Origin of the sequence: Streptomyces genisteinicus, from assembly GCF_014489615.1 — a bacterium.
GTDB classification, from domain to species: Bacteria; Actinomycetota; Actinomycetes; order Streptomycetales; family Streptomycetaceae; genus Streptomyces; species Streptomyces genisteinicus.
Genome location: NZ_CP060825.1, coordinates 2,667,189 through 2,693,161, shown reverse-complemented (window position 1 = coordinate 2,693,161; position 25,973 = coordinate 2,667,189). Strand labels below are relative to the sequence as shown.

The 25,973-nt window shown below is 74.3% G+C and carries 21 protein-coding genes and 1 tRNA gene; 14 read left to right on the top strand and 8 right to left on the bottom strand.

The window, feature by feature from the left end; translation table 11 throughout:
- The first annotated feature begins 77 nt into the window (after positions 1–77).
- Genes IAG43_RS11780 through IAG43_RS11770 form a run of 3 tightly spaced genes read left to right on the top strand, consistent with a single transcriptional unit; the run spans position 78 to position 5,376 of the window.
- The gene (locus tag IAG43_RS11780; RefSeq protein ID WP_187740702.1) at positions 78–974 is read left to right on the top strand and encodes an FAD binding domain-containing protein; all 897 of its coding nucleotides are present in this window, start codon (positions 78–80) and stop codon (positions 972–974) included.
- A complete protein-coding gene (locus IAG43_RS11775) occupies positions 971–3,052 on the top strand; it encodes a (2Fe-2S)-binding protein (protein ID WP_187740701.1) in 2,082 nt (693 codons plus the stop codon). Before IAG43_RS11780 ends, IAG43_RS11775 begins: the two co-directional genes overlap by 4 nt.
- Positions 3,049–5,376 (top strand): xanthine dehydrogenase family protein molybdopterin-binding subunit, encoded by a 2,328-nt coding sequence (locus IAG43_RS11770; protein ID WP_187740700.1) that lies wholly within the window; start codon positions 3,049–3,051, stop codon positions 5,374–5,376. Before IAG43_RS11775 ends, IAG43_RS11770 begins: the two co-directional genes overlap by 4 nt.
- A 79-nt stretch (positions 5,377–5,455) precedes the next feature.
- Here the strand turns inward: IAG43_RS11770 and IAG43_RS11765 are convergent.
- Positions 5,456–5,527, bottom strand: a tRNA-Cys gene (locus tag IAG43_RS11765).
- Between the two features lie 182 nt (positions 5,528–5,709).
- Here IAG43_RS11765 and IAG43_RS11760 point away from each other — a divergent pair.
- The 6 genes from IAG43_RS11760 (at position 5,710) to IAG43_RS11735 (ending at position 11,721) form a co-directional block, all read left to right on the top strand.
- On the top strand, positions 5,710–7,215 hold the full coding sequence (locus tag IAG43_RS11760) for an MFS transporter (protein ID WP_187740699.1): 1,506 nt from the start codon (positions 5,710–5,712) through the stop codon (positions 7,213–7,215).
- 32 nt (positions 7,216–7,247) lie between these two features.
- Positions 7,248–7,445 (top strand): Arc family DNA-binding protein, encoded by a 198-nt coding sequence (locus IAG43_RS11755; RefSeq protein WP_187740698.1) that lies wholly within the window; start codon positions 7,248–7,250, stop codon positions 7,443–7,445.
- Complete coding sequence (locus tag IAG43_RS11750; RefSeq protein ID WP_187740697.1) at positions 7,445–7,813, top strand: type II toxin-antitoxin system death-on-curing family toxin; 369 nt, start codon at positions 7,445–7,447, stop codon at positions 7,811–7,813. Before IAG43_RS11755 ends, IAG43_RS11750 begins: the two co-directional genes overlap by 1 nt.
- A 131-nt stretch (positions 7,814–7,944) precedes the next feature.
- Positions 7,945–9,729: a DEAD/DEAH box helicase gene (locus tag IAG43_RS11745; protein WP_187740696.1), complete on the top strand. Its 1,785-nt coding sequence runs from the start codon at positions 7,945–7,947 to the stop codon at positions 9,727–9,729.
- Positions 9,730–10,225: 496 nt separating this feature from the next.
- Positions 10,226–10,867, top strand: coding sequence for an IclR family transcriptional regulator (locus IAG43_RS11740; RefSeq protein WP_187740695.1), 642 nt, complete (start codon positions 10,226–10,228; stop codon positions 10,865–10,867).
- A 65-nt stretch (positions 10,868–10,932) separates the two neighbouring features.
- Complete coding sequence (locus IAG43_RS11735) at positions 10,933–11,721, top strand: S16 family serine protease (protein WP_187740694.1); 789 nt, start codon at positions 10,933–10,935, stop codon at positions 11,719–11,721.
- Positions 11,722–11,790: 69 nt separating this feature from the next.
- Here IAG43_RS11735 and IAG43_RS11730 read toward each other — a convergent pair whose 3' ends face one another.
- From IAG43_RS11730 to IAG43_RS11715, 4 genes are all read right to left on the bottom strand, one after another.
- Positions 11,791–13,272, bottom strand: a complete 1,482-nt coding sequence (locus IAG43_RS11730) for an MFS transporter (RefSeq protein WP_343075583.1) — start codon at positions 13,270–13,272, stop codon at positions 11,791–11,793.
- Entirely contained in the window at positions 13,269–13,469 is a 201-nt protein-coding gene (locus IAG43_RS11725; protein ID WP_187740693.1) for a hypothetical protein, read from the bottom strand. The genes IAG43_RS11730 and IAG43_RS11725 overlap by 4 nt, the downstream gene beginning before the upstream one ends.
- 168 nt (positions 13,470–13,637) lie before the next feature.
- A complete protein-coding gene (locus tag IAG43_RS11720; protein WP_187740692.1) occupies positions 13,638–14,366 on the bottom strand; it encodes a winged helix-turn-helix domain-containing protein in 729 nt (242 codons plus the stop codon).
- Positions 14,367–14,484: 118 nt separating this feature from the next.
- On the bottom strand, positions 14,485–14,964 hold the full coding sequence (locus IAG43_RS11715; protein WP_187744411.1) for an Lrp/AsnC family transcriptional regulator: 480 nt from the start codon (positions 14,962–14,964) through the stop codon (positions 14,485–14,487).
- 134 nt (positions 14,965–15,098) lie between these two features.
- Here IAG43_RS11715 and hppD point away from each other — a divergent pair, with 134 nt between their 5' ends.
- The gene (gene hppD, locus IAG43_RS11710; protein ID WP_187740691.1) at positions 15,099–16,244 is read left to right on the top strand and encodes a 4-hydroxyphenylpyruvate dioxygenase; all 1,146 of its coding nucleotides are present in this window, start codon (positions 15,099–15,101) and stop codon (positions 16,242–16,244) included.
- An 85-nt stretch (positions 16,245–16,329) separates the two neighbouring features.
- Here hppD and IAG43_RS11705 read toward each other — a convergent pair whose 3' ends face one another.
- Positions 16,330–17,889, bottom strand: a complete 1,560-nt coding sequence (locus IAG43_RS11705; protein WP_187740690.1) for a tetratricopeptide repeat protein — start codon at positions 17,887–17,889, stop codon at positions 16,330–16,332.
- 108 nt (positions 17,890–17,997) lie between these two features.
- Here IAG43_RS11705 and IAG43_RS11700 point away from each other — a divergent pair, with 108 nt between their 5' ends.
- Positions 17,998–19,365 (top strand): FAD-binding oxidoreductase, encoded by a 1,368-nt coding sequence (locus IAG43_RS11700; RefSeq protein ID WP_187740689.1) that lies wholly within the window; start codon positions 17,998–18,000, stop codon positions 19,363–19,365.
- A gap of 67 nt (positions 19,366–19,432) precedes the next feature.
- Here the strand turns inward: IAG43_RS11700 and IAG43_RS11695 are convergent, their stop codons facing one another.
- Entirely contained in the window at positions 19,433–19,915 is a 483-nt protein-coding gene (locus IAG43_RS11695; RefSeq protein ID WP_187740688.1) for an SsgA family sporulation/cell division regulator, read from the bottom strand.
- A gap of 278 nt (positions 19,916–20,193) precedes the next feature.
- On the opposite strand from IAG43_RS11695, the gene IAG43_RS11690 reads away from it, so the two are divergent.
- Together IAG43_RS11690 and IAG43_RS11685 are read left to right on the top strand one after the other, a co-directional pair.
- On the top strand, positions 20,194–21,843 hold the full coding sequence (locus IAG43_RS11690) for an RDD family protein (RefSeq protein WP_187740687.1): 1,650 nt from the start codon (positions 20,194–20,196) through the stop codon (positions 21,841–21,843).
- An 86-nt stretch (positions 21,844–21,929) separates the two neighbouring features.
- On the top strand, positions 21,930–22,703 hold the full coding sequence (locus IAG43_RS11685) for an RDD family protein (protein WP_187740686.1): 774 nt from the start codon (positions 21,930–21,932) through the stop codon (positions 22,701–22,703).
- 116 nt (positions 22,704–22,819) lie between these two features.
- Here the strand turns inward: IAG43_RS11685 and IAG43_RS11680 are convergent, their stop codons facing one another.
- Positions 22,820–23,107: a hypothetical protein gene (locus IAG43_RS11680; protein WP_187740685.1), complete on the bottom strand. Its 288-nt coding sequence runs from the start codon at positions 23,105–23,107 to the stop codon at positions 22,820–22,822.
- A gap of 413 nt (positions 23,108–23,520) precedes the next feature.
- Here IAG43_RS11680 and IAG43_RS11675 point away from each other — a divergent pair, with 413 nt between their 5' ends.
- Positions 23,521–25,938, top strand: coding sequence for an immune inhibitor A domain-containing protein (locus IAG43_RS11675; RefSeq protein WP_187740684.1), 2,418 nt, complete (start codon positions 23,521–23,523; stop codon positions 25,936–25,938).
- Positions 25,939–25,973: the final 35 nt, after the last annotated feature.

The window sequence follows — 25,973 nt, the reverse complement described above, 5'->3', positions numbered from 1 at the left end:
TGCCACGTCCGCCATGTGAGCACGTACGGTACGGCCACACAGGCGGGATGGCCTGGACACCGGGAAGGGGCAACTGGGTGACCACGCACGCACCGGGGACGGCGCGGTCGGTGACGCTGCCGGACTCGCTCGACGAGGCAGTGGCGGCCCTCGCCGCCATGCCCGCCGCCGTGCCCGTCGCCGGGGGCACCGACCTCATGGCCGCCGTCAACCGCGGCAGGCTCCGCCCCGCGGGACTCGTCGGCCTCGGCCGCATCAGCGAGATCCGCGGCTGGCGCTACCAGGACGGACACGCACTCCTCGGCGCCGGTCTCACCCACGCGCGCATGGGGCGGCCCGACTTCGCCGCCCTCATCCCCGCCCTCGCCGCCTCGGCCCGCGCCGCCGGCCCGCCCCAGATCCGCAACGCCGGCACCCTCGGGGGCAACATCGCCACCGCGGCCCCCACCGGCGACACCCTGCCCGTGCTGGCCGCCCTGGAAGCGGACCTCGTGATCGCGGGACCCGACGGCGCCCGCCGCGAGATCCCCGTCTCCCATCTGCTCGCCGGCCGCGAGATGCTCGGCCCGGCCGAACTCATCGCCTTCGTCCGCGTACCGCTGCTGCACGCGCCCCAGGTGTTCCTCAAGGCCACCGGCCGCACCGGGCCGGGACGCGCGACCGCCTCCGTGGCCGTGGTGCTCGACCCGGCGCGGCGCGGGGTGCGCTGCGCGGTCGGGGCCATCGCGCCGATGCCGCTGCGGCCGCTGGAGGCCGAGCGCTGGATCGCCTCGCTGATCGACTGGGACGGCGAACGCGGCCTGGCCGCCGAGGCGCTGGCCGCCTTCGGCGAGTACGTGGCCGCCGCCTGCATCCCGGACCCGCCCCCGGCGCCGCCGGGCGAGGAGCAGCAGGTACTGCCGCCTGCCGTACTGCACCTGCGGCGCACCGTCGCCGCACTGGCCCGACGGGCACTGGGGAGGGCACTGTCATGAGCGACGAGGACCACCGGCAGGGGCACCGCCCGCACGGCGGCGACGAGGGCGGCGACGGCCTGCACCTCCCCGACGGCTTCGTCCGGGACGGCTCCGCGCAGCCCGGTCCGCCCGGCGGGGACGCCGACGGCTACGGCCAGGACTGGAACGCGGAGTACGGCGGCGCCTACGAGGCCGACTACGGCCCCGAGTACGGCAACGGCTACGCCCACGACCAGCAGGGCTGGACACCGGAGTACCCGCAGGACGCCTCCCAGGGGTACGGCGAGAGCTTCTCGCCCGAGTACGGCTCCTGGCAGCAGACCGCCCCCGGCTCCGACTATGACGGCGACTCGACCACCTTCCTCCAGCTGCCGCCCGACGACGCCGCGGGCACGGCCCCGCTGGAGGCGCCCGGGCACGGCTACACGCCGCCGATGATCCTGCCCCTGAAGCCCCTCACCCCCGAGGCGGGCACCGACCCGGGTGCGGCGGGCGGCTGGTCCGCACCGCGGCCGCCGGCCGCGGACGGCACGCCGGGAGCCCCGGTGAGCTGGCCCGACGCGGGTGCGGCCGCCGATCCGCACGGCACCGGCCAGTGGACCTTCCCGGACGAGCCGGGCCCCGCCCCCGGCGCTGCCGAGATGACCGGCCAGTGGTCCGTGCCGATAGCGGACGGCGACCTGCCCGAGGAGTCGGGCGAGTACCCGCGCACGGCGCGGCAGGGCACGGCCACGCCGCCCTCGACGCTGCCCGGCGGGGCCCCCGCCTCCTGGACGACGCTGCCCGGCGGCGCGACCGCTCCCTGGGCGCCCGCGCCCGCGGCCGCGGACGACGCGGGCAGCGGGGCTCCCGACGGCGCGGAGGGCTTCGGCTCCGGCGGTGGGACCGGCGCGGAGGGCTACGACTCCGGCCGCGGGACCGGCGCCGCGGCCGACGAGTTCGGCCCCGGTGCGGTCGACGGGGCTCCCGACGGCGCGTTCCCCGTGGCGGACGGCGGGCACACCCCGGCCGCCGGCGTCCCCGCCGCGGACTTCGGCCCCGGGCCGGCGGCGCCGCCGGCCGCCGCCCCCGGCACGGACGACACCACCGCACCGGCCGCCCCGCACACACAGGGTCCCGGTGCCGTCGGCGCCACCCCGCCCGCCCCCGCGGAGAGCGCCCCGGAGACGGCCCCGGAGGCCGCCGGAGCGACCGCCGGTGAGGCGGGGCACCAGGCCGCCGGCGCCCCCGGCGGCGAGCAGGGCCGCCCCGAGGCCCCGCAGCCCGGCGCCGCCCCCGCGACGGCCCTCCCGGCCCCCGGCGCGCCCGCGGCCGTGCCCGGCACGGACCACGGCGCCCCCGACGCGGGGCCCGGGCACACCGCCGCCGGCCACGAGCCGGACACGGCCCACGGCGAGGACCCGGACGCCGCCCGCGGCGGGGAGCGGGACGCCCCCGAGCCGGTCTCCGAACCGGTCTCCGAGCCGGTCCCCGGGCCGTCCGCCGACGAGCACCCGGCCACCTCGTACGTACTGCGCGTCAACGGCACCGACCGCCCGGTCGCGGACGCCTGGATCGGCGAGTCCCTGCTGTACGTCCTGCGCGAGCGCCTCGGGCTGGCCGGCGCCAAGGACGGCTGCTCGCAGGGCGAGTGCGGTGCCTGCAACGTCCAGGTCGACGGCCGTCTCGTCGCCTCCTGCCTGGTCCCGGCGGCCACGGCCGCGGGCAGCGAGGTCCGCACGGTCGAGGGCCTCGCCGCCGACGGCGAACCGTCCGACGTCCAGCGGGCGCTCGCCGCCTGCGGCGCGGTGCAGTGCGGCTTCTGCATCCCGGGCATGGCCATGACCGTCCACGACCTGCTGGAGGGCAACCACGCCCCCACCGAGCTGGAGACCCGGCAGGCCCTGTGCGGCAACCTCTGCCGCTGCTCCGGCTACCAGGGCGTGCTCGCGGCGGTCCGCGACGTCGTCGCCGGACGCGCCCCGGCCGGGGCCGCCGACACCGCACCGGACGGCGGACAGGACGCACCCGCCCAGGACGAGGCACGGATCCCGCACCAGGCACCCCCCGGCGCCGGTAGTGTGCAGGCTCACCCGCACGACGGAGGCATGGCGTGAGCAACGACGCGGCCACCACGGCGCCCGCGCCCCGGACCGCCGACATCCCGGGGCCGTCCCCCGAACCGCCCTCGCACGGCATCGGCGCCTCGCTGCCCGCGGCCGACACCCGGGCCAAGACCGAGGGCACCTTCCCCTACGCCTCCGACCTGTGGGCCGAGGGCCTGCTGTGGGCCGCCCTGCTGCGCTCGCCGCACCCGCACGCGCGGATCCTGTCCGTCGACACCTCCGCCGCCCGCCGCATGCCCGGCGTGCACGCCGTGATCACCCACGAGGACATCCCCGGCGACGGGTCCTACGGGCGGCGCATCGCCGACCGCCCCGTGTTCGCCTCGGAGATCGTCCGCCACCATGGCGAGGCGATCGCCGCGGTGGCCGCCGACCACCCCGACACCGCCCGGCTCGCCGCCGCGGCCGTCACCGTCGAGTACGAGATCCTCGACCCGGTCACCGACCCCGAGAAGGCGTTCGAGGCCGAGCCGCTGCACCCCGACGGCAACCTCGTCCGCCACATCCCGCTGCGCTACGGGGACCCGGACGCCACCGGAGAGGTCGTCGTCGAGGGCCTCTACCGGATCGGACGCCAGGACCCCGCCCCGATCGGCGCCGAGGCCGGCCTCGCCGTGCCCCGCCCCGACGGCGGCGTCGAGCTGTACCTCGCCTCGACCGACCCCCACACCGACCGCGCCCTCGCGGCCGCCTGCTTCGGTCTGGAGGAGGAGCGGGTCAAGGTCGTCGTCACCGGCGTCCCCGGCGCGACCGGCGACCGCGAGGACCCCGGCTTCCAGCTCGCCCTCGGGCTGCTCGCTCTGAGGACGGGCTGCCCCGTCAAACTGACGGCCACCCGCGAGGAGTCCTTCCTCGGCCACCCTCACCGCCACCCCACGCTGCTGCGCTACCGCCACCACGCCGACGCCGAGGGCCACCTCGTCAAGGTCGAGGCCCAGCTCCTGCTGGACGCGGGCGCCTACGCCGACGCCTCGTCCGAGTCGCTGGCCGCGGCCGTCGCCTTCGCCTGCGGGCCGTACGTGGTCCCGCACGCCTTCATCGAGGGCTGGGCGGTGCGCACCAACAACCCGCCGTCCGGGCACGTCCGCGGCGAGGGCGCCATGCAGGTGTGCGCCGCGTACGAGGCCCAGATGGACAAGCTCGCCGCCAGGCTCGGCGTCGACCCTGCGGAGCTGCGGCTGCGCAACGTCCTCGCCACCGGCGACATCCTGCCCACCGGCCAGACGGTCACCTGCCCCGCCCCGGTCGCCGAACTCCTGCGCGCCGTACGGGACACCCCGCTGCCCTCGCTGCCCAAGGACACCCCCGAGGACGACTGGCTGCTGCCCGGCGGCCCCGAGGGCGCGGGGGAGCCCGGCGCGGTGCGCCGGGGCGTCGGCTACGCCCTCGGCATGGTCCACATGCTCGGCGCCGAGGGCACGGACGAGGTCTCCACGGCCACCGTCAAGGTCCACGACGGCATCGCGACCGTCATCTGCGCGGCGGTGGAGACCGGTTCCGGCTTCTCCACCCTGGCCCGCCAGATCGTCCAGGAGACCCTGGGGATCGAGGACGTGCGGGTGGCCGCCGTCGACACCGACCAGCCTCCCGCGGGCCCGGCCGCCCACGGCCGCCACACCTGGGTCTCCGGCGGCGCGGTCGAACGCGCCGCCAAGATGGTCCGCACCCAGCTGCTGGCCCCGCTGGCCCACCAGTTCGGCATGTCCACGGAACTGCTCCAGATCACCGACGGCAAGATCACCTCGTACGACGGAGTGCTCTCCACCACCGTCACCGAGGCGATGGAGGGCAAGGAGCTCTGGGCGACGGCCCAGTGCCGCCCCCACCCCACCGAGCCGCTGGACGAGTCCGGGCAGGGCGACGCCTTCGTGGGCCTCGCCTTCTGCGCGATCCGCGCCGTCGTCGACGTCGACATCGAGCTCGGCTCGGTGCGGGTCGTCGAGATGGCCGTCGCCCAGGACGTCGGCCGCATCCTCAACCCGGCCCAGCTGGCGACCCGCATCGAGGCCGGCGTCACCCAGGGCATCGGCGCGGCCCTCACCGAGAACCTGCGCACCGTCCGCGGCCTCGTCCGCCACCCCGACCTGACGGGCTACGCCCTGCCGACGTCCCTGGACGCCCCGGACATCCGCATCGTCAAGCTCGTCGAGGAGCGCGACGTGGTCGCCCCCTTCGGCGCGAAGCCGGCGAGCGCGGTCCCGGTGGTCACCGCCCCGGCCGCGGTCGCCTCCGCCGTCCGCGCCGCGACCGGCCGCCCGGTCAACCGCCTCCCGATCCGGCCCCAGGCGGCGGTGGCGGCGACACCGAAGTCCTGAACCCGGGCCGGCCCCCTCGGGGGCCGGCCCGGCACGCCGAAGCGGCGGCCCCCGGAGGGACCGCCGCTTCGCCGTACGGAGGCCGTGGCGGGGATCGAACCCGCGTTACACGCTTTGCAGGCGTGCCCCTGAGCCACTCGGGCACACGGCCGTGTTCTTCAACTCCTCGACCGTAGGCCGCCGTCGGCGGGGCGCTCAAGGTTTCCGGGCGCGCCGCAACACGACTGCCATGTGCCGTTCACGAACGGCCTGGCGGTCCTACGACCAAGGGCCCGGTCCGGACCCGACCAGCGACAGGGCCCATTCCGGCAGACGCCCCTTACTCTGGTGGGCATGACCGCCCCCGAGCCGCGTGACACCGAGGTCACGCACGCGCCCCGTGCCACCGCCGCGCCCCACCCCACCGGGGGCGATGCCGTGCGCGGCGGGGACGGCGGCGGCGGGGGCGTCCTCGGGCCCGCCCACCGGGCGCTGAGCGTCGGGATCGTCGCCGTCGTCTTCCTGATCGCCTTCGAGGCGACCGCCGTCGGCACCGCCATGCCCGTGGCCGCGCGCGACCTGCACGGCGTCGGGCTCTACGCGTTCGCCTTCTCCTCGTACTTCACGACCAGCCTCTTCGGCATGGTCGTGGCCGGTCAGTGGGCGGACCGCCGCGGCCCGCTGGGCGCGCTCGCCTCGGGCATGGCCGCCTGGGCCGCCGGACTCGCCCTCTCCGGCACCGCGGAGGCGATGTGGGTCTTCGTGGCCGGGCGCGCGGTCCAGGGCCTGGGCGGCGGGCTGGTCATCGTCGCCCTGTACGTCGTCGTCAGCCGGGCGTACCCGCCCCGGCTCCAGCCCGCGATCATGGCGGCGTTCGCGGCGAGCTGGGTCATCCCGTCCGTCGTCGGGCCGCTGGCCGCGGGCACGATCGCCGAGCACCTCGGCTGGCGATGGGTCTTCCTCGGCATCCCGGCCCTCGTCGCCGTCCCGCTCGCCCTCGCCCTGCCGGCGATACGGCAGCGCGCGTCCGGCCCCGCCGACCCGCACGCGCCCGTCCCCGCCTTCGACCGCCGGCGCATCAGGCTCGCCCTCGGCATCGCCCTCGGCGCCGCACTGCTCCAGTACGCGGGCCAGGACCTGCGGTGGCTCTCCCTGCTGCCCGCCGCGGCCGGGGCGGCCCTGCTCGTCCCGTCGGTGCTCGGCGTCCTGCCGAAGGGCACCTACCGGGCGGCCCGCGGACTGCCGTCCGTGGTCCTGCTGCGCGGCATCGCCGCGGGCTCCTTCATCGCCGCGGAGTCCTTCGTCCCGCTGATGCTGGTCACCCAGCGCGGCCTGTCCCCGACCCTCGCGGGCCTCTCGCTCGCGGCGGGCGGCGCGACCTGGGCGCTCGGCTCGTACGTGCAGTCCCGGCCCCGCACCGAGGGGTACCGCGAGCGGCTGGTCGCGCTCGGCATGCTGCTGGTCGCGGCGGCGATCGCCGCGGCGCCGGCCGTCCTGATCGACTCCGTGCCGGTCTGGACCGTGGCCGTCGCCTGGACCTTCGGCTGCTTCGGCATGGGCCTGGTGATCGGCTCGACCAGCGTCCTGCTGCTGAAGCTGTCCGCGCCCGAGGAGGCCGGCGCCAACTCGGCGGCCCTCCAGATCTCCGACGCCCTCTCCAACGTCCTGCTGCTCGCGGCGGGCGGCGCGGCCTTCGCCGCCCTCGGCGGCGGCGCGGTCGGCGCGGCGGCCCACGGCGCGGCCGGCGGCGCCACCGGCTCCCACCCGGCGGCGTTCGCCGCGGTGTTCCTGCCGATGGCGGGCGTGGCGCTGGTGGGGGCGTGGGTGGCGACGCGGCTGGGCGTGCGGAGAACGGTGTAGATCCATGTGGTACCACTCGGTACCATGAGGTCATGGCCGGTCTGAATCTGCGGTTCACCGAGGAAGAGCTGGATGCCTTGCGCAAGCGGGCCGAGGCGGAGGGGCGGAGCATGCAGTCGTTCGCCCACGACGCGGTGATCACCGCCATCAACGAGCACTCCCGCCTCTTCAACGAGGCGGCGGATCATGTCCTGAAGGTGAGCGAGGAGCTCAACCGGAGGCTCGCCTGATGAAGTACCTCACCCTTCCCGAACTGCTCAGGCTCACTGAGCGGCTCGGGGCCGATGAGGTGCGCGACTACGGGCTGCTGGACTCCGCGCTGGCGCGGCCGCAGTCCAGCGTCTTCGGCCAGGATGCGTACCCGGACGTCTGGCAGAAGGCTGCGGCGCTCATGGAGTCGCTGGCCCGCAACCACGGTCTGGTGGACGGCAACAAGCGCATCGCCTGGTATGCGACATGGGTCTTCCTCCACATGAACGGGCACCCGCTCGACGCGGGATTCGACGTCGACGAGGCCGAGCGCTTCGTCCTGGGCGTGTGCCAGGGCCACCTCGACGTACCGAAGATCGCCGAGCAGCTCCCGCGTTTCGCGAAGTGACCGCCCGGTGTGAGGCACCTCGCACTCCGCGTGCCGGGGGTGTCGTCCGGACCGGAATCCGACCGCACCCCCGGTAGGGTGGCCCGGTTGTCGTACAGCACCCCGTCCAGCCGAGCCCGTACCCGGAGACCGTGACTACTACCGCCTCCCACCACCTCTCACCCGCCTTCCCCGGCCGTGCCCCCTGGGGCACCGCCGGCAAGCTGCGCGCCTGGCAGCAGGGCGCCATGGACAGGTACGTACAGGAGCAGCCGCGCGACTTCCTCGCCGTCGCCACGCCCGGCGCCGGCAAGACGACCTTCGCGCTGACCCTGGCCTCCTGGCTGCTCCACCACCACGTGGTCCAGCAGGTGACGGTGGTCGCGCCGACGGAGCACCTGAAGAAGCAGTGGGCCGCGGCCGCCGCGCGGATAGGGATCAAGCTGGACCCCGAGTACAGCGCGGGTCCGCTGAGCAAGGAGTACCACGGCGTCGCCGTGACCTACGCCGGCGTCGGCGTGCGCCCCATGCTGCACCGCAACCGCTGCGAGCAGCGCAAGACCCTGGTGATCCTCGACGAGATCCACCACGCCGGTGACTCCAAGTCCTGGGGCGAGGCGTGCCTGGAGGCGTTCGAACCGGCGACCCGGCGGCTCGCGCTGACCGGTACGCCGTTCCGTTCGGACACCAACCCGATCCCGTTCGTCACGTACGCGGAGGGCTCCGACGGCATCCGGCGCTCCTCCGCCGACTACACCTACGGCTACGGCAACGCCCTCGGCGACGGCGTCGTGCGGCCGGTGATATTCCTCAGCTACAGCGGCAACATGCGCTGGCGCACCAAGGCAGGCGACGAGGTCGAGGCCCGGCTCGGCGAGCCGATGACCAAGGACGCGATCTCGCAGGCGTGGCGCACCGCCCTCGACCCGCGCGGCGACTGGATGCCCAATGTGCTGCGCGCCGCCGACCAGCGGCTCACCGAGGTCAGGAAGGGCATCCCGGACGCCGGCGCGCTCGTCATCGCCTCCGACCAGGACTCCGCCCGCGCCTACGCCAAACTGATCCGCGAGATCACCGGCACCAAGGCCACCGTGGTGCTCTCCGACGAGGCGGCCGCCTCGAAACGCATCGAGGAGTTCAGCGAGAACGACGACCGCTGGATGGTCGCCGTCCGCATGGTGTCCGAGGGCGTGGACGTCCCGCGCCTCGCGGTCGGCGTCTACGCCACCACCATCTCGACGCCGCTCTTCTTCGCGCAGGCCGTCGGGCGTTTCGTGCGCTCCCGCCGGCGCGGCGAGACCGCGTCGGTCTTCCTGCCGACCATCCCCAACCTGCTCGGCTTCGCCTCCGAGATGGAGGTCGAGCGCGACCACGCCCTCGACAAGCCGCGCAAGGAGGGCGAGGAGGACCCGTACGCCGAGTCCGAGAAGGAACTGGCCGAGGCGGAGAAACAGCAGGACGAGGACACCGGCGAGCAGGACATGCTGCCCTTCGAGGCGCTGGAGTCCGACGCCGTCTTCGACCGGGTGCTGTACGACGGCGCCGAGTTCGGCATGCAGGCCCACCCCGGGAGCGAGGAGGAGCAGGACTACCTCGGCATCCCCGGACTGCTCGAACCGGACCAGGTGCAGCTGCTGCTCCAGAAGCGCCAGGCACGGCAGATCGCCCACAGCCGCAAGAAGCCGGACAGCGAGGCCGACCTCCTCGAACTCCCCGCCGAGCGGCGGCCGGTGGTCTCCCACAAGGAGCTCCTGGAACTGCGCAAGCAGCTCAACACCATGGTCGGCGCGTACGTCCACCAGAGCGGCAAGCCGCACGGGGTGATCCACACCGAGCTGCGCAGGGTGTGCGGCGGGCCGCCGAGCGCGGAGGCCACGGCGGGGCAGATCCGCGAGCGGATCAAGAAGGTCCAGGAGTGGGCCACGCGCATGCGCTGAGGCGCGGCGCCGCCGGACCGCCCGCGGCGCCCCGCTCCGGTCGGGCCGGGTACCGGTGCGAACGCCTCGTGCGACGACCCGCGCGGGCCCCGGGCGCCCGGTGACGGGCGGGCCCGTGCCGCACTCCCGCCGGGCGGCCCCGTGTCACGCTTCCGCCGCACGTGCCGGAAATCGGTGACATGCCGCCTATCGGTGCGGTACAACAGCATCCGGCCACGCGTTCGGGCCAGACGCGTACGGGGTGACGACAGAACCCCCGAAGGGGGAGCAATAACGCGTCGTCAGAAGAAGATCGCCCGGATTCTGGACGAGGTCTTCCGCTGAGCGGTGCCGGTCGCTACTGTCCCCGCCATACACACGCCCCGTGGCAGCGCCGCCGCGGAGCGCAGTCGGTGTGCCATGGCCTGCCGGCGGCCTCTGGGTGCGTCGCCGATGGGACCGGTGCCGCCACCTCCGTCGGGGGACCGCCGTCACTCACTCCTAAGGAGGGGGCGTCGTGACCGCGGAAACCTCTCAGACGCTCGACCGGGGACTTCGTGTCCTCAAGCTGCTCGCCGATACCGATCACGGCCTGACCGTCACCGAGCTGTCCAACAAGCTCGGCGTCAACCGGACCGTCGTCTACCGTCTGCTCGCCACCCTGGAGCAGCACGCCCTGGTACGCCGCGACCTCGGCGGCCGGGCCCGCGTGGGCCTCGGCGTGCTGCGCCTCGGCCGCCAGGTGCACCCCCTGGTCCGCGAGGCGGCGATGCCCGCGCTGCGCTCGCTCGCGGAGGACATAGGGGCCACCGCCCACCTCACCCTGGTGGACGGCGCGGAGGCCCTGGCGGTCGCCGTCGTCGAACCGACCTGGACCGACTACCACGTCGCCTACCGGGCCGGCTTCCGGCATCCGCTGGACCGCGGCGCGGCGGGCAAGGCCATCCTGGCGGCCCGGCAGACCGCCCACGCCGAGCCCGGATACACCCTGACACAGGGCGAGTTGGAGGCTGGCGCCTGCGGCGCGGCCGCCGCGCTGACGGGGGTCACGGGGATAGAGGGCAGTGTGGGCGTCGTGATGCTCGCCGACGCCGTCCCGGAGCGGGTCGGCCCGCGCGTGGTCGACGCCGCCCGCGAGGTCGCCGACGCCCTGCGCTGAGCACGGCGGGGGAGGGCCGCGGGACGGGGCGGACCGGCCCCCGGGAGGGCAGATAGATTGACGTCGTGTTCTCCAGCCTCTCGCGCCCCCGCGCCCTCGCCCTCAGCGCCGTGCCCGTCGTCGCGCTCCTCGCCGTCGTCGGGTTCGCGCCGCTGCCGTTCGTCGTGGCGCAGCCGGGCGGGACGGCCGACGTCCTCGGCGAGGACCGGGGCAAGCAGATCATCACCATCACGGGAGCCCCGACCCGCAGGACCGACGGGCAGCTGCGGATGACGACGATCGTCGCCTCCGGGCCGTCGGTGGACGTCGGGCTCGGCGAGGTGGTCGACGGCTGGTTCCGTACGGACCGAGCGGTCCTGCCCCGGGACGCCGTCTACCCGCCGGGCAAGTCCGACCGGGAGGTCGAGCGGCACAACACGCAGGACATGGAGGAGTCGCAGGACGACGCCACCCGCGCGGCGCTCGGCTACCTCGACGAGGATCCCGCGAAGGTGAAGGTCTCGCTCCACCTGGCCGACGTCGGCGGGCCCAGCGCCGGCCTGCTCTTCGCCCTCGGCATCGTCGACAAGCTCGACGGCGACGGCTCCGGCGGGGGCCTGACCGGCGGACGCACCATCGCCGGCACGGGGACGATCACCCCGGAGGGCGAGGTGGGCCCGGTCGGCGGCGTCTCCCTCAAGACCCAGGCCGCCAAGCGCGACGGGGCGACGGTCTTCCTCGTCCCCGAGGCGGAGTGCTCGGACGCGCAGGCCGAACTCCCGGAGGGGCTGCGCCTGATCCCGGTCACCACCCTGGAGCGCACGGTCGAATCGCTCCGCGCCCTCCAGCGGGGCGGCAAGGTCCCCAGCTGCTGACCACCGGCCGGTGACCCCGGCCGCCCCGTCACACGCCCCGGCAGGGCGCGGCCCGGGACGGCCCCGGGGTCAGCGCCGTCCCGCCCCGCCGGCCAGGTCCTTCCCACCGCGTTCCCGGGCGCCGTCGCCCGGCGCCTGCGCCGCGCCGCCCGGCGCGTCCGCCGTCCCCGGCACGGGCCCAGTGCCCCGGCGCACGGGCCCCGCTTCGGAAGCCGCACCTCCGCGGACACTCCCCGGAACCGGACCGCCGCGCACGGGCCCCGCCTCCGGTCCGGGCCCGTCCGGCGCCTGTGCCGGCCCCGTGTCGAGTTCCCGCCAGGCGGGGAACACCGCCGGAGCCAGCGTGGCCGCGAAGTACAGCCCGCCCATCACCAGCAGGGCGGTCGCCAGACCACCGCGCTCGATCAGCTGCCCCGCAGCCAGGCCGCCGAGCGGTGTCGTCATCAGCACGGCGGCCGTCGAGACGCTCATGACCCTGCTCCGCAGGTCCTCCGGCACCCGTTCGAACATCACCGTCGTCAGGATCGGGTTGAGCATGCCCGCCCCCAGCCCGCCGACCGCCATCACGGCGGCCAGCGGCACCGCCCCGTCGACCAGCGCGGCCACCACGAAGCGCGGCGCTCCGCACAGCAGGAACGCCACCGTGAACACCGCGCGCCGCGGGAAGCGGTGCCCGACCGCCGCGTAGAGCAGGGCACCCAGCAGTGCGCAGGCGCCGAAGACGGCGACGAGCAGCCCGAGTTCCCGGGAGCCGCCCAGGTTCTCCCGGGCGTGCACCGGCAGCAGCACCGAACTCCAGCCCTGGTCGATGCCGTTGGTGAGGGTCACCATCAGCATGACGCCCAGCAGCAGCCTGCTGCGCAGCAGGAACGCGCACCCCTCCCGCAGCTCGGCCCGGTAGGCCGTGAAGGACACCGGGGCCGCGTCCCGCCGCGGCTCGGCCGCGGGTATCCCGCGCACGCCGACCGCGACGAGCAGGGCGGAGACGCCGAACGTCAGCGCGTCGACGACGAGGACGGCCTCGGGCCCCAAAACCGCGATCAGCACCCCCGCCACCGCGGCCCCCGTCATCCGGGCGCCGCGGGAGACGGCGTCGAAGAGACTGGCGGCCCGGGACAGCGGCGTGCCGGCCAGCGTGGCGAGGTCCGGTACGAGCACATGGCGCGAGGTCTCGCCCGGGGCGTGGACCAGCCCGGTGAGGGCCATGAGCGCGCACAGCATCCAGAAGCGCAGCGCGCCCGCGTAGTGCAGCAGGGGGATCGCGCCGAGGGCGACGGCGCAGACGAGGTCGCTGGCGACGCTGATCCGCCGGCGGCCGATCCGGTCGATGACCGGGCCGCCCGCGATCGCCGAGACCACCACCGGAAGGGTCGCGCAGAAGGCGACCAGACCGGCCTTGGCGGGGCTGCCCGTGGTCTGGAGGGTGAACCACGGGACGCCCATGAGGGTGAGCGAGTTGCCGCTGATGGAGACGGCGTTCGCGGCCAGCACCGCGGCGAGCGGACGCCGGTCGCGCCCGGTGGCGGCGTCCGGCGACTGCGCGCCGATCACGCGAGCCGTGCCCTGGCGGTGCGCCCGGAGCGGCCGGTGTGCGCGGCCGGTCTGCGGACCAGCCGCAGTCCCAGTTCCACGAGCAGCCAGCCCACCCTGGTGCGTATCGGCTCACGCGGTACGGCGCGGGCGGCCTCGGCCCGCAGGTCCCGGGCGCGGGCCCGGTGCACGATCAGATGGACGTCGGCGGAATGCATGGCGGCGGCCCCCCTCGGGTCGGTGGTTCCTCGGTCGGTGGCTGGTGGCTGGTGGCTCGCGGTTCCTGTGTCCTGGCTCGTGGCTCCCGGCTCAGCGTTCGGTCGTCGCCGTGCCGGTGGTTCCCGGGCCGGTGCGGTGCGGTGCGGTGCGGTGGGCCGGTGCGCGCCTCACTCCAGTGCGCGCGGGAGCACGTGGTGGTGCAGGCGCACCTGGGCGACGCCCTCGGTCCCCGGCTCGGGCGCCGCCTCGCGGTAGCTGTCGATCAGCGCGTGCATCCGCTCGCTCAGCTCGCGGGCCTGGGCAGGGGTCAGCCGCAGCGTGAAGTCGCTGAGGTCGGAGCTGAGGCGCCACTCGTCACTCCACTGGTGCTGGGTGCCGAGCCAGGTGGCGACCTCCTGGGTGTGCGTCGAGGCGACCTCGTGGATGAAGAGATCGGCGGCGCCGCGCACGGCCGGGTCCGGGTCGGTGAGCAGGGTGTCGCTGAAGCGGGTGCCGTCCGTCGCCGCCCGCCACCAGCGCTCCCGGCCCCTGCCGCGCTCCGGCGCGTCCTCGACGAAGCCGTGGGCGGCGAGCTGCCGCAGGTGGTAACTGGTCGCCCCGCTCGATTCGCCCGTCGCGGCGGCGAGTCGGGAGGCGGTCGCCGGGCCGTCGTGACGCAGCAGCGCCAGCAGCCGCATCCGCAGGGGGTGGGCCAGGCCGCGCAGCGAGTGCGGATCGAGTGTCCGCACCGCCGGCGGCTGGATCTCGTCGCCGTCGCCGTCGCCGTCGCCGTCGCGATCGGGCGTCCCCTCGGGGTCGTGCCGCTCGCCGTCCGCCCTGTGGGGCCCGCCGCCGGGGTCCTCGTCGTCGGCCGGTGCGGGGACGCCGTGCTCGCGGGGATCGTCATGCTCGCTCATGATGCAAAGATAGCTTTGCAAGCGACCTCTTGCAAGGGTTTCTTTGCAAGGGGTTCTTTGCATCCGCCTGCCGGGCTCGAACCCGCCCGGCCGATCCCGGGCGGGTCCGGCCGGGCGGTCACCGCTCCGGCGAGTCCTCCGCCGCCTGCTCCACCAGGGGGATGATCCGCAGCGGCACCGGGTTCTCCATCACGATCGCGGTGGACGCGCGCACGATCCCCTCGAACCCGACGACGCGGTCGATCACCCGCTGGAGGTCGGCGTTGGACCGGGCGACCAGCCGGCAGAGCATGTCCCCGTGCCCCGTCGTGGTGTGCAGCTCCAGCACCTCGGGGACGGTCGCCAGATGGGACCGCACGTCGGCGCCCTGGCCCTGCTTGATCTCCAGCGTCGCGAACGCCGTCACCGGATAGCCCAGCGCGGCAGGGTCGACGTCCGGGCCGAAGCCCCTGATCACGCCGTTGCCCTGGAGCCGGTCCAGCCGTGCCTGCACGGTCCCGCGGGCCACCCCGAGCCGTCGCGACGCCTCCAGTACGCCTATCCGCGGCTCCCGTGCCAGCAGCACGATGAGCCTCCCGTCCAGGTGATCGATCGCCATGGTCGCCTCCCCGATGGTCATCCTGATGGTCATCCTGTACACAACGCCCGGTTGTTCGCCCGATCGGCTGTACACATTGACCAGGCTCTACGCGAACTATTGCGCACCTTGCCGTCCGGGGGGAGCCTGCTGCCATGACTGAGACCACGCATCACACCCCGGACACCGCGCGCGAGGCCGACCTCTTCCCGGTCAAGGGAATGGACGCGGTCGTCTTCGCCGTGGGCAACGCCAAGCAGGCCGCGCACTACTACTCGACGGCGTTCGGCATGAAGCTCGTGGCCTACTCCGGACCGGAGAACGGCAGCCGCGAGACCGCGAGCTACGTCCTGACCAACGGTTCGGCCCGCTTCGTCTTCACCTCCGTGATCAAGGCGAGCACCGACTGGGGCCGGTTCCTCGCCGACCACGTGGCTGCCCACGGCGACGGGGTCGTCGACCTCGCCATCGAGGTCCCGGACGCGCGTGCGGCGTACGCGTACGCCGTGGAGCACGGCGCCACCGGCATCGTCGAGCCGCACGAGGTCAAGGACGACCACGGCGTCGTCGTCCTCGCCGCCATCGCGACGTACGGCAGGACCCGCCACACGCTCGTCGAGCGCAAGGGCTACGACGGCCCGTACCTCCCGGGCTTCGTCCCGGCGGCCCCGATCGTCGAACCCCCGGCCAAGCGCACCTTCCAGGCGATCGACCACTGCGTGGGCAACGTCGAACTCGGCCGGATGAACGAGTGGGTGGGCTTCTACAACTCGGTCATGGGCTTCACCAACATGAAGGAGTTCGTGGGCGACGACATCGCCACCGAGTACTCCGCCCTCATGTCGAAGGTCGTCGCCGACGGGACGCTCAAGGTCAAGTTCCCGATCAACGAGCCGGCGATCGCGAAGAAGAAGTCGCAGATCGACGAGTACCTGGAGTTCTACGGCGGCGCCGGCGTCCAGCACATCGCGCTGGCCACCAACGACATCGTGGCGACCGTCCGGTCGATGCGGGCCGCCGGAGTCCAGTTCCTCGACACCCCCGACTCGTACTACGACACCCTCGGCGAGTGGGCGGGCGAGACCCGGGTGCCGGTCGAGACGCTGCGCGAGCTGAAGATCCTGGTCGACCGCGACGAGGACGGCTACCTGCTGCAGATCTTCACCAAGCCGGTCCAGGACCGCCCGACGGTCTTCTTCGAGATGATCGAGCGCCACGGCTCGATGGGCTTCGGCAAGGGCAACTTCAAGGCGCTCTTCGAGGCGATCGAGCGCGAGCAGGAGAAGCGCGGCAACCTCTGATCCGCCCCGCCTCCCCACGACGACGGCCCGCCGGCCCCTGCCCGGCGGGCCGTCGCCCGCTCCCGCCCGGCACGGCCCGCCGCGCTCAGCGCGGCCCCGCGCCTCCCGCCGGCGACGGGGACGCCGACCCCGAGACCGACGCCGCCGGCGACCCGGACACGCCTTCCGCACCCGCGTCCCCCGCTCCCTCCGCGCCGGACTCCGCTCCCTCCCCGCCGGACTCCGCCTTCTCCTCCTCGTCCCCACGCGTGATCTCGTCCGGGCCGTCGCCCCACAGGTCAGCCGGGCCGCCCGCCGCGGGCTCGCCCAGGTCCTCCAGGGCCTTGCGCGCCACCGGGGCGAGCAGCGGCGAGAAACCGGGGTTGGTCCGCAGTGCCTCGTCGATGTGCCGCCGGGCGGGCCCGGACGAGCCGAGCTCCCGCTCGATCTCGCCCCGGTGGTACGAGAACACCGCGCTGCGCAGCCCCTGGCCGGTGGCGAGCTTCGCGAACGGCAGCGCGTCCCCGGCCCGGCCCGCCCGGTACAGCGCCCAGCCCATCGCGTCGGCGACGTGCACGCTGCGGTGCCCCTGCCGCCACTCGCCCTGCAGCAGCCGCACCGCCGCCGCCGGGTCGCCGTGGTCCGCCTCGTACCGGGCGAGCACCAGATCGCCGTCGACACCGTGCTTCCGCGCCTCGGCCACCAGCGCCCGCACCTGCGCGTACCGGGTGCCCGCGTCCCCGTCGAGGCCGAGGGCGTCGTCCAGCTCGCCCGCCTCCAGGGCGTACTCCGCCGACGGCCGCTCCTCCAGCACCGTGCGCCAGTCCCGCTGCGCCTCACCGGAGCGGCCCAGCGCCGCCAGCGCGCGCGCCCGGCCCGCGAGCGCCCTGCGCGCCTCCGGGTCCTCCTCCAGCGCCGCCTCGTGGTGCTCCAGCGACTCGGCGGCCTCGCCGCGCTCCCACGCCAGTTCGCCCTGCCGGACGAGGGCCGCCGCCTTCTCCGAACGGGTCGACGAGGTCAGCGCCGCGTCGTACGCGAGGGCCGCGGCGTCCTCCCGCCACCCCTTGTCCCGGTAGACCATCGCCTCGCGGCCCTTCACCTGCGGTCCCGACGCCACTTGCTGGAGCCTGTCCATCGCCCTGCCCGCGGCCGCGTGGTCGCCGAGCCCGTTGAAGGCGTCGACCAGCACCGGGTACGCCGCCCAGGACGCCGGATCCAGCCTGCGGGCCCTCTCGCCCCAGGACCTGCCCGCCGCCCAGTCGTGCCGGGCGTTGGCCAGCGCCCCCATGCCGACCGCGGCCCCGGTGTTCCCCTTCTCCGCGGGCCGCTCGGCCAGCGAGCGGCGCAGCGCCCGTTCGGCCTTCGGGTAGAGGGCGAAGTCGCCGGTCTGCGCGGCGCGTTCCACGTAGGCCGCCCCCAGCACGGCCCAGGCGGCGGCGTCCCCCGGTCGGTCGCGCACACGGTCCTCGTGGTCGGAGATGAGCGCCTTCAGATCGGCCGGAGCCGCCGGCGCGCCCGCGCCCGCGGCCGCCAGCGCGCGGGCGGCGGGGCCCGCCGGAGCGCCGTCCCCGTCACCCCATCCGGGCGCGAGCAGCACCACCCCGGTGACCAGCGTCGCGCCGACCAGCGTGCTCACCGCGGCGTTCTTCAGCGTTTCGCGTCTCATGGCGCTCACTGTGCGTCAGCGGGCAGCCCATACGAAGAACACACCCGGAGGCGGGAAGCGGAAGGCAGACGGGTTCACACCGATGGCCCCCGGTGCGACGCTGGGATCATGGACGATCTCCTGGAGCGGCTGCTCACCGGGCTGCCTGCCGACGCACTGATCACCGACCCCGACGTCACGGCCTCCTACGGGCGCGACATGGCGAGCTTCTGCGAGGCGGGCACCCCCGCCGTCGTGGTCCTGCCCCGCACGGTCGAACAGGTCCAGCACGTCATGCGGACCGCGACCGCGCTGCGCGTCCCCGTCGTGCCCCAGGGCGCCCGCACGGGCCTGTCCGGCGCGGCGAACGCCTCGGACGGGTGCATCGTCCTCTCGCTCGTCAAGATGGACCGGATCCTGGAGATCAACCCGGTCGACCGGATCGCCGTCGTGGAACCGGGCGTCGTCAACGCGGTGCTGTCCCGCGCGGTCGACGAGCACGGGCTGTACTACCCGCCGGACCCCTCCAGCTGGGAGACCTGCACGATCGGCGGCAACATCGGCACCGCCTCGGGCGGCCTGTGCTGCGTCAAGTACGGCGTGACCGCCGAGTACGTGCTGGGCCTGACGGTCGTCCTCGCCGACGGACGCCTGCTGAACACCGGCCGCCGCACCGCCAAGGGGGTCGCCGGCTACGACCTCACCCGGCTGTTCGTCGGCTCCGAGGGCAGCCTCGGCATCGTCGTCGAGGCGGTCCTCGCGCTGAAGCCCCGGCCGCCCGCCCAGCTGGTGCTGGCCGCCGAGTTCCCCTCCGCCCGCGCGGCCTGCGACGCGGTCTGCGCGATCATGGAACGCGGTCACACCCCGTCGCTCCTGGAGATCATGGACCGCACCACGGTCCACGCGGTCAACAAGCTGGCCGGCATGGGCCTCCCGGAGAGCACCGAGGCGCTGCTGCTGTGCGCCTTCGACACCCCCGACCCGGTCGCCGACCTCGCGGCCGTCGCCGGACTCTGCGAGGCGGCGGGCGCGAGCGAGGTCGTCCCCGCCGACACCGCCGCCGAGTCGGACATGCTGCTCCAGGCACGCCGGCTGTCGCTGACCGCGCTGGAGACCGTGAAGTCGGCGACGATGATCGACGACGTGTGCGTGCCCCGGTCCCGGCTCGGCGAGATGATCGACGGGACGGCCGCCATCGCCGAGAAGCACGGCCTCGTCATCGGCGTGTGCGCCCACGCCGGCGACGGCAACACCCATCCCGTCGTCTGCTTCGACCATCTCGACCCGGACGAGTCCCGCCGGGCCAGGGAGTCGTTCGACGAGATCATGGCCCTCGGCCTGGAACTCGGCGGCACCATCACCGGCGAACACGGCGTCGGCGTCCTGAAGAAGGAGTGGCTCGCCAGGGAACTCGGCCCGGTCGCCCTGGAGTTGCAGCGCGGCATCCGCCAGACCTTCGACCCGCTGGGCATCCTCAACCCCGGCAAGCTGTTCTGACCCCGGCCCGCGCCCCGGGCGCGGGCCGACCCGTTCGTGTGACGCCCACCGGGAGCCGCCCCGGGGCTCACACCTCGCCGTCCGGGGAGTCGTCGGCCGGCGTGCGGCCCCCGCTCAGCGGCCGCTCGTCCGCCGCCGCGGGGGCCAGCAGCTCCGCCAGCCCGTCGTCGATGCGGAGCATCCCGGCCTCCGTCCCCGGGGGGACCGCCCGCAGCGTCCGCTCCAGCCACGCCGACACGGCGGACGACGGGGCCTCCAGCAGCGCGTCGCCGTCGGGGGAGCTGAGCGCGAGCAGGACCACGCCGCGTCCCTCCGACGTCGACGGCCACACCCGCACGTCCCCGCCGCCGGAGGGCCGGAACACCCCCTCCACCAGCAGCTCCCGGGCGAAGGTCCAGCGGACCGGGAAGTCGGAGCCGACATGGAAGACGACGTGCACGGCGTACGGGTCCGCCGTGCGGTACGTCAGCCGTGCGGGCACCGGGACGCTGCGCTCGGGGGAGAGCACCAGGTTCAGTTCCAGCTCGCGCTCGACCACGGTGTCGGTCATCGGTCGTGTCCTCTCTGCCGTCTGTGCGGGCCCGCCGTCCGCGGGCCCCACAGGAGGAGAGCGGCCGGGCCGCCCCCTCTTACGCGACTTCGGACCATAACTTTCCGTGACCCTCCCCTTACCTGAAAGTGGCCGTTACGGGCGGACCGGCCCAGCCGCCCGCGCGGGTCTGATAGATGTAGGAAGCTGTTGTCCGAACACGCCGGTACCCGGCGGAGGGTCGGACGGCGGCTTCTGCACCCTGTATTGAGGCCTCGAAGAGATACGGGACCACGGTGATGAGCGCCCCAACCCCGGCCACCGGTGACGGCAGCCCCACGCCCGGCTACTACCCGGACCCCTCCATTCCCGGATATGTCCGGTACTGGAACGGCGGTGCCTGGGTCCCCGGCACGAGCAGGCCCGCCCCCGCCTCCGGCGAGGAGGCCGCCGCCGCGCCGCAGCCGGCCGGAGCCGCGCCCGCCCAGGGTCCCGTGACCCCGCCCGCGCCCGCGGTGGAGGAGACGGGTCCGGTCTTCCTCGACGAGGTGGACGAGCCGTCGGACCCCGGCACCGGTCCCGCCCGCCCCGCGCCCGCCGCTCCGTGGCAGCCCGAGCCCGCCCGTACCGAACCGGCGTCCGCCTGGCAGGCCGACGCCGCCCGGCAGACCGGGTTCGGCGGCGACCTCGACAGCCGTGTCTCCTGGGGCGGCGCCCCCGGCACGGCCGCGGACGGCACCGGGCCGGCCGCTCCCCGGGCCGCCGGCGGAGCGGCCCCCGACCCCCGGCGCCCCGCGGAGCCGGCCGCGCCCACGGCGGACGACCCGTCGGGCGGCCTGCTGCCGGGCATGCGCTCCGTCCCCTCCGGCACTCCCGCCGTGCCCGACCCCTCCGCGGCGCAGGCCGACCCCGGCGCACGGCCCGGCGGCCCAGAGGGCACGGTCGCGATCCGGGCCACGCGCCCCGGCGGCGCCCAGGGGTCCGGCGGGCCCGAGCACACGGTCGCCATCCGCGCGAAGCGCCCGGACGCCGACGGCCCCGGGCCGGGCGAGGGCACGATGACGATCCGTTCGCTCGGAGCCCCCGCCGCTGCCCCGGCCCAGCCGTCGACCGGCTCCGCCGGCCGTCCGCAGCCGCCGGCCGCGGTCCCGCCGCAGGCAGCACAGGCAGCGCCGGCCCCGTCGCCGGCCGCCCCCTCGCAGCCCGCCGCCCCGACCCCCGCACCCGTCCCTCCCACCCCGCAGCCCGCCGCTCCCCGGCCCGCCGCCCCGCAGCCGGCCGCCGGGGCGGCGCCCGCCGCGGGCTCGCCGCTCACCAGCGGTTCCGGCGGAGGAGCCGCGTCCTGGCCGCAGCAGGTGCACCGGCTCGCCCAGTCCGGGCCGGCCGGCCCCGGCGGGGAGCAGCCGGTCGTGCCGTGGAAGCCTCCGGTCGACGACCCGTTCCTGCGCGCCGCCCAGGCCCAGGCCGACGCCCGCCCGGCGGCGCTCGGCAGACGTCTCGCCGCCCGCCTCCTCGACACCCTGCTGCTCGGCGCCCTGGTCTCCGCGGTCGCGGTCCCGGTCGGCACCAGCGCGATCGACCACATCGACGACAAGATCGAGGCGGCGAAGCTCTCCGGACGCACGGTCACGGTGTGGCTGGTCGACGCCACCACCGCGGGCCAGATCGGCATCGTCCTCGGCGCGCTGCTGGTCCTCGGCGTCCTCTACGAGGCGCTGCCGACGGCCACGTGGGGCCGGACGCTGGGCAAGAAGCTCTGCGGGGTGCGGGTGATGGGCATCGAGTCCCACGAGGCGCCCTCCTTCGGCGCTGCCCTGCGGCGCTGGCTCGTCTACAGCCTGCTCGGCGTGCTGGTGATCGGGGTGCTCAACGTGCTCTGGTGCCTCTTCGACCGTCCGTGGCGCCAGTGCTGGCACGACAAGGCGGCGGGCACCTTCGTCAGCGGCTGACCCGCCGTCACACCCGGCCCCGCCCGCGTTCCCCCGAACGCACGCGTGCCGTTGCGGGCCCCTGTGCCCCGGTATGCACTGCCGACATGAGCAACGACCAGCCGCCCGGCACCCCGCCTCCCGACGACGACCCGTTCCGCAAGAGGCCCGAGGGGCCGACGCCGCCGCCGGACGGCAGCGGCGCCGGCGGCCCGCCGCCCGGCGGCGGCAGCTCCCCCTACGGCAGCGGCGGCGGCTCCCCGTACGAGCCGCCCCCGGGCGGCTCCCCGTACGACACCCCGGGGGGCGGCGCGGGCGCGCCCGGCGGCCCCTACGGCGGCGGGCAGCAGCCGCCCTACGGGCAGGACCCCTACGGCGGAGCCTACGGAGGCCAGGACCCCCTGGCCGGCATGCCGCCGCTCGCGCCCTTCGGCAAACGGTTTCTCGCCCGCCTCATCGACATCCTGATCATCGCCGTGCCGCTCGCGCTGATCTCGCTGCTGCTGGGCGGCTGGGACTGGACCAGCGACGGCGGCGACGACTGGGAGGAGATCACCGATCAGGTGAACACCGGCCGCCAGTGGCTGTTCACGCTGATCTCCCTCGTCGCGTACGTCGGCTACGACACGCTCATGACGAAGAAGGACGGGCGGACCGTCGGCAAGCGCCTGATGAAGCTGCGCGTCGCGATGCTCAACGACGGCCGCACCCCGGACACCAGCGCCGCGCTGATGCGCGCGGTTGTGCTCTGGGTGCCCGCGCTGGTGTGCTGCTACTGCGTCTGGTGGCTGGTCATCCTGATCACGGTGGTGGCCGACAAGCCGTACAAGCAGGGCCTCCACGACAAGGCCGGGAAGACCGTCGTCGTCTCGGCGCCGTAGCGGCGGACCGCGTACGGCCGCCGCGGCCCGCGCAGGCGGAGCCCGGCGGCCGCGGCGTGCCCGGATCCCGCGGTACGGCGGATCCAGCGGCTCAGCGGCTCAGCGGCTCGTTCGGCTCAGCGGCGCACCGGGTGCCCGCCGACCCGCGCCTCGGTGCGCGGGGCGGGCATCCGGGGAGCGGTCCCGCCGGCCGGCGGGGCAGCGGGGCCGGACCGGGAACGGGCGACGGCGGCGCGGCGCAGCGGCCCGGCCGCGGTGGCCGTGAGCCCTAGGGCGAGGGAGAGGGCGCAGACCGCGCCGACGGCGGCGGGGCCCGTCGCCCCGGTCAGCAGGAGCAGGGCGACGGCCGAGAGGACGACGGTGGCCGAACCGTAGGCGTACTGGGCGGCAGTCGGACGCGGCATCACGGTATCCGTCCTCTGGGCAGGGTCGGGGGAGGCTGGGGCCATGGCCTGTCCGGGACGTCCGCCGGGGCGGCGGTGTCCTGGCGCACCGGCACAGCACTCTACGGTCCTGGATGCCCGGGAGGAACGCCGAGTAAGCGTGACCTTACCCATGGTGCGGCAGCAAGGGGGGCGCACGGAGTCATGGGGCGGCTCAAGTGGCCTGAAGTGCGCGGGTGTTGACCGACCGGGCGGTCGTCCGGATAGCGGAGCGGTGCTCCTGCATAGTGCAGTTGGCGCGTTCAAGTCAAGGACTGTCTTTTCTTCTTCAACTCCGGTCGAATGTCGTCACTTGAGACGCGTACACCGCGCGCGCGGACGACCCCACCAACCGGTCCGCGGCGGCGACGGGACGCGGGGGAGGACACCATCAAGTGACCAGCAAGCGACGGACGTTCAGAGCATCCGCCGTCGTCGTGGCGCTCGCCGCGACGACCGCCACGGCTTCGGCGTTCACCTTCGCCCAGGCCGACGGCCCGAAGTCGTCGGGCCCTGCGGCCATCGAGCGGCACGACCCCGCTCCGCACAAGGGCCACGTCGAGCACGACCTCGAAGGCCCCTTCAGCAAGCAGCAGGAGCAGCAGCGCCAGGCCGCCCTGGAGCAGGTCATATCCGGCGACGCCACCGTGCAGACGCGCGGCGGCTCCAAGGTCGTCAAGCTCGACGACAAGAAGTACGTCGAGCTCGCCCGCGAGAAGACGGACAAGATCTTCACCATCCTCGTGGAGTTCGGCGACAAGGTCGACGACACCACGATGTACGACCCGGACGGTCCGGACGGCCCCGAGGCCCCCGTCAAGAAGTACGGCGGCGAGCCCGGCCCCCTCCACAACCAGATCGCGAAGCCCGACCGCAAGGTCGACAACTCGACGGCCTGGCAGGCGGACTACGACCAGAAGCACTTCGAGGACCTGTACTTCGGCACCGGCAAGGACCGCAACGGCAAGCCGAAGCAGTCCCTGAAGACCTACTACGAGAAGACCTCGTCCGGCCGGTACTCGGTCGACGGCGCCGTCTCCGACTGGGTCAAGGTCGACTACAACGAGGCCCGCTACGGCTCCAACTACTGCGGCGACACCAACTGCGCCAACGTGTGGGACACCGTCCGCGACGGCGTGACCGCCTGGGTCGCCGACCAGAAGGCCAAGGGCGCGACCGACGCCGAGATCAAGCAGCAGCTCGCCGCCTACGACGAGTGGGACCGCTACGACTTCGACGGCGACGGCAACTTCAACGAGTCCGACGGGTACATCGACCACTTCCAGATCGTCCACGCGGGCGAGGACGAGTCGGCGGGCGGCGGCGCCCAGGGCGAGAACGCCCTGTGGGCCCACCGCTGGTACGCGTACGGCACCGACGCCGGCAAGTCCGGCCCCGCCGGCAACAAGGCCGGCGGCACCCAGATCGGCGACACCGGCATCTGGGTCGGCGACTACACCATGCAGCCGGAGAACGGCGGCCTCGGCGTCTTCGCCCACGAGTACGGCCACGACCTCGGTCTGCCGGACCACTACGACACCTCCGGCGGCGGCGAGAACTCCACCGGCTACTGGACCCTGATGTCGGCCGGATCCTGGCTCGGCACCGGCAAGGACTCCATCGGCGACCTCCCCGGCGACATGACCGCCTGGGACAAGCTCCAGCTCGGCTGGCTCAACTACGAGACGGCCAAGGCGGCGACGAAGTCCACCCACACCCTGGGCGTGTCGGCGTACAACACCAAGAAGCCGCAGGCGCTCGTCGTCGAGCTGCCGAAGAAGCCGGTCACCACGACTGTCGTGAAGCCCGCCGAGGGCTCCAAGCAGTGGTGGAGCGACATGGGCGACGACCTCAAGAACACCCTGACCCGGTCGGTCGACCTCACCGGCAAGTCCGCGGCCTCCCTCGACCTCACCGGCTGGTGGGACATCGAGGAGAACTACGACTACCTGTACGCCGAGGTCTCCACCGACGGCGGCGCCAACTGGACGCCCGTCGACGGCACCGCGGACGGCAAGGCGATTCCGCGCGACGCGGGCGACAAGCCGGCCCTGACCGGTGTCTCCGGCGCGCACAAGAAGCTCGTCTACTCGCTGGACGCCTACGCGGGCAAGAAGATCGACGTCCGCTTCCGCTACCAGACCGACGGCGGCGTGGCCGGCAAGGGCTTCGCGGCCGACGCCATCACCGTCAACGCCGACGGCGCCGTGCTCTTCTCGGACAACGCCGAGGGCGACGACGCCGGATGGGCCGCCAAGGGCTTCAACCGCATCGGCGAGTCCTTCACGCTCGAGTACGAGCAGTACTACATCGCCGAGAACCGCCAGTACGTCTCGTACGACGAGACCCTGCGGGTCGGCCCGTACAACTTCGGCTTCAAGGCGCCGAAGGACGCGTGGGTCGAGCACTACCCGTACCAGAACGGCCTGATGATCTGGCAGTGGGACACCTCCCAGAAGGACAACAACACCTCCGCCCACCCGGGCCAGGGTCTGATCCTTCCGGTGGACGCCCACGCCAAGCCGATGAAGTGGGCCGACGGCTCGCTGCTCCGCAACAAGATCCAGACGTTCGACTCGTCGTTCAGCCTGTACCGCACCGACGCGTTCACGCTCCACAACAAGGACGTGGCGCTGCGGATCCCGTCGCAGCGCGGGGTGTCGGTCTTCGACGACAAGAAGGGCGTCTACTGGTACCCGGAGAACCCGACGGGCAGCGTCAAGGTAACTGACACCAACACCCAGATTTCGATCGTCAAGGAGCCGAAGAGCGGCCAGACGATCACGGTGAAGGTCGGTCCGTCGACCAAGTAGTCTGCATCGTCGCAGGTCAGAGCGTAATCGGCCGT

What these genes read in the sequence shown, in the direction of transcription:
- IAG43_RS11775 (WP_187740701.1), top strand. Translation starts at nt 971, where the DNA reads ATGAGCGACGAGGACCACCGGCAGGGGCACCGCCCGCACGGCGGCGAC.
- IAG43_RS11760 (WP_187740699.1), top strand. Translation starts at nt 5,710, where the DNA reads ATGACCGCCCCCGAGCCGCGTGACACCGAGGTCACGCACGCGCCCCGT.
- IAG43_RS11755 (WP_187740698.1), top strand. Translation starts at nt 7,248, where the DNA reads ATGGCCGGTCTGAATCTGCGGTTCACCGAGGAAGAGCTGGATGCCTTG.
- IAG43_RS11750 (WP_187740697.1), top strand. Translation starts at nt 7,445, where the DNA reads ATGAAGTACCTCACCCTTCCCGAACTGCTCAGGCTCACTGAGCGGCTC.
- IAG43_RS11725 (WP_187740693.1), bottom strand. Translation starts at nt 13,469, where the DNA reads ATGCATTCCGCCGACGTCCATCTGATCGTGCACCGGGCCCGCGCCCGG.
- IAG43_RS11720 (WP_187740692.1), bottom strand. Translation starts at nt 14,366, where the DNA reads ATGAGCGAGCATGACGATCCCCGCGAGCACGGCGTCCCCGCACCGGCC.
- IAG43_RS11715 (WP_187744411.1), bottom strand. Translation starts at nt 14,964, where the DNA reads ATGGCGATCGATCACCTGGACGGGAGGCTCATCGTGCTGCTGGCACGG.
- hppD (WP_187740691.1), top strand. Translation starts at nt 15,099, where the DNA reads ATGACTGAGACCACGCATCACACCCCGGACACCGCGCGCGAGGCCGAC.
- IAG43_RS11705 (WP_187740690.1), bottom strand. Translation starts at nt 17,889, where the DNA reads ATGAGACGCGAAACGCTGAAGAACGCCGCGGTGAGCACGCTGGTCGGC.
- IAG43_RS11700 (WP_187740689.1), top strand. Translation starts at nt 17,998, where the DNA reads ATGGACGATCTCCTGGAGCGGCTGCTCACCGGGCTGCCTGCCGACGCA.
- IAG43_RS11695 (WP_187740688.1), bottom strand. Translation starts at nt 19,915, where the DNA reads ATGACCGACACCGTGGTCGAGCGCGAGCTGGAACTGAACCTGGTGCTC.
- IAG43_RS11690 (WP_187740687.1), top strand. Translation starts at nt 20,194, where the DNA reads ATGAGCGCCCCAACCCCGGCCACCGGTGACGGCAGCCCCACGCCCGGC.
- IAG43_RS11685 (WP_187740686.1), top strand. Translation starts at nt 21,930, where the DNA reads ATGAGCAACGACCAGCCGCCCGGCACCCCGCCTCCCGACGACGACCCG.
- IAG43_RS11680 (WP_187740685.1), bottom strand. Translation starts at nt 23,107, where the DNA reads ATGCCGCGTCCGACTGCCGCCCAGTACGCCTACGGTTCGGCCACCGTC.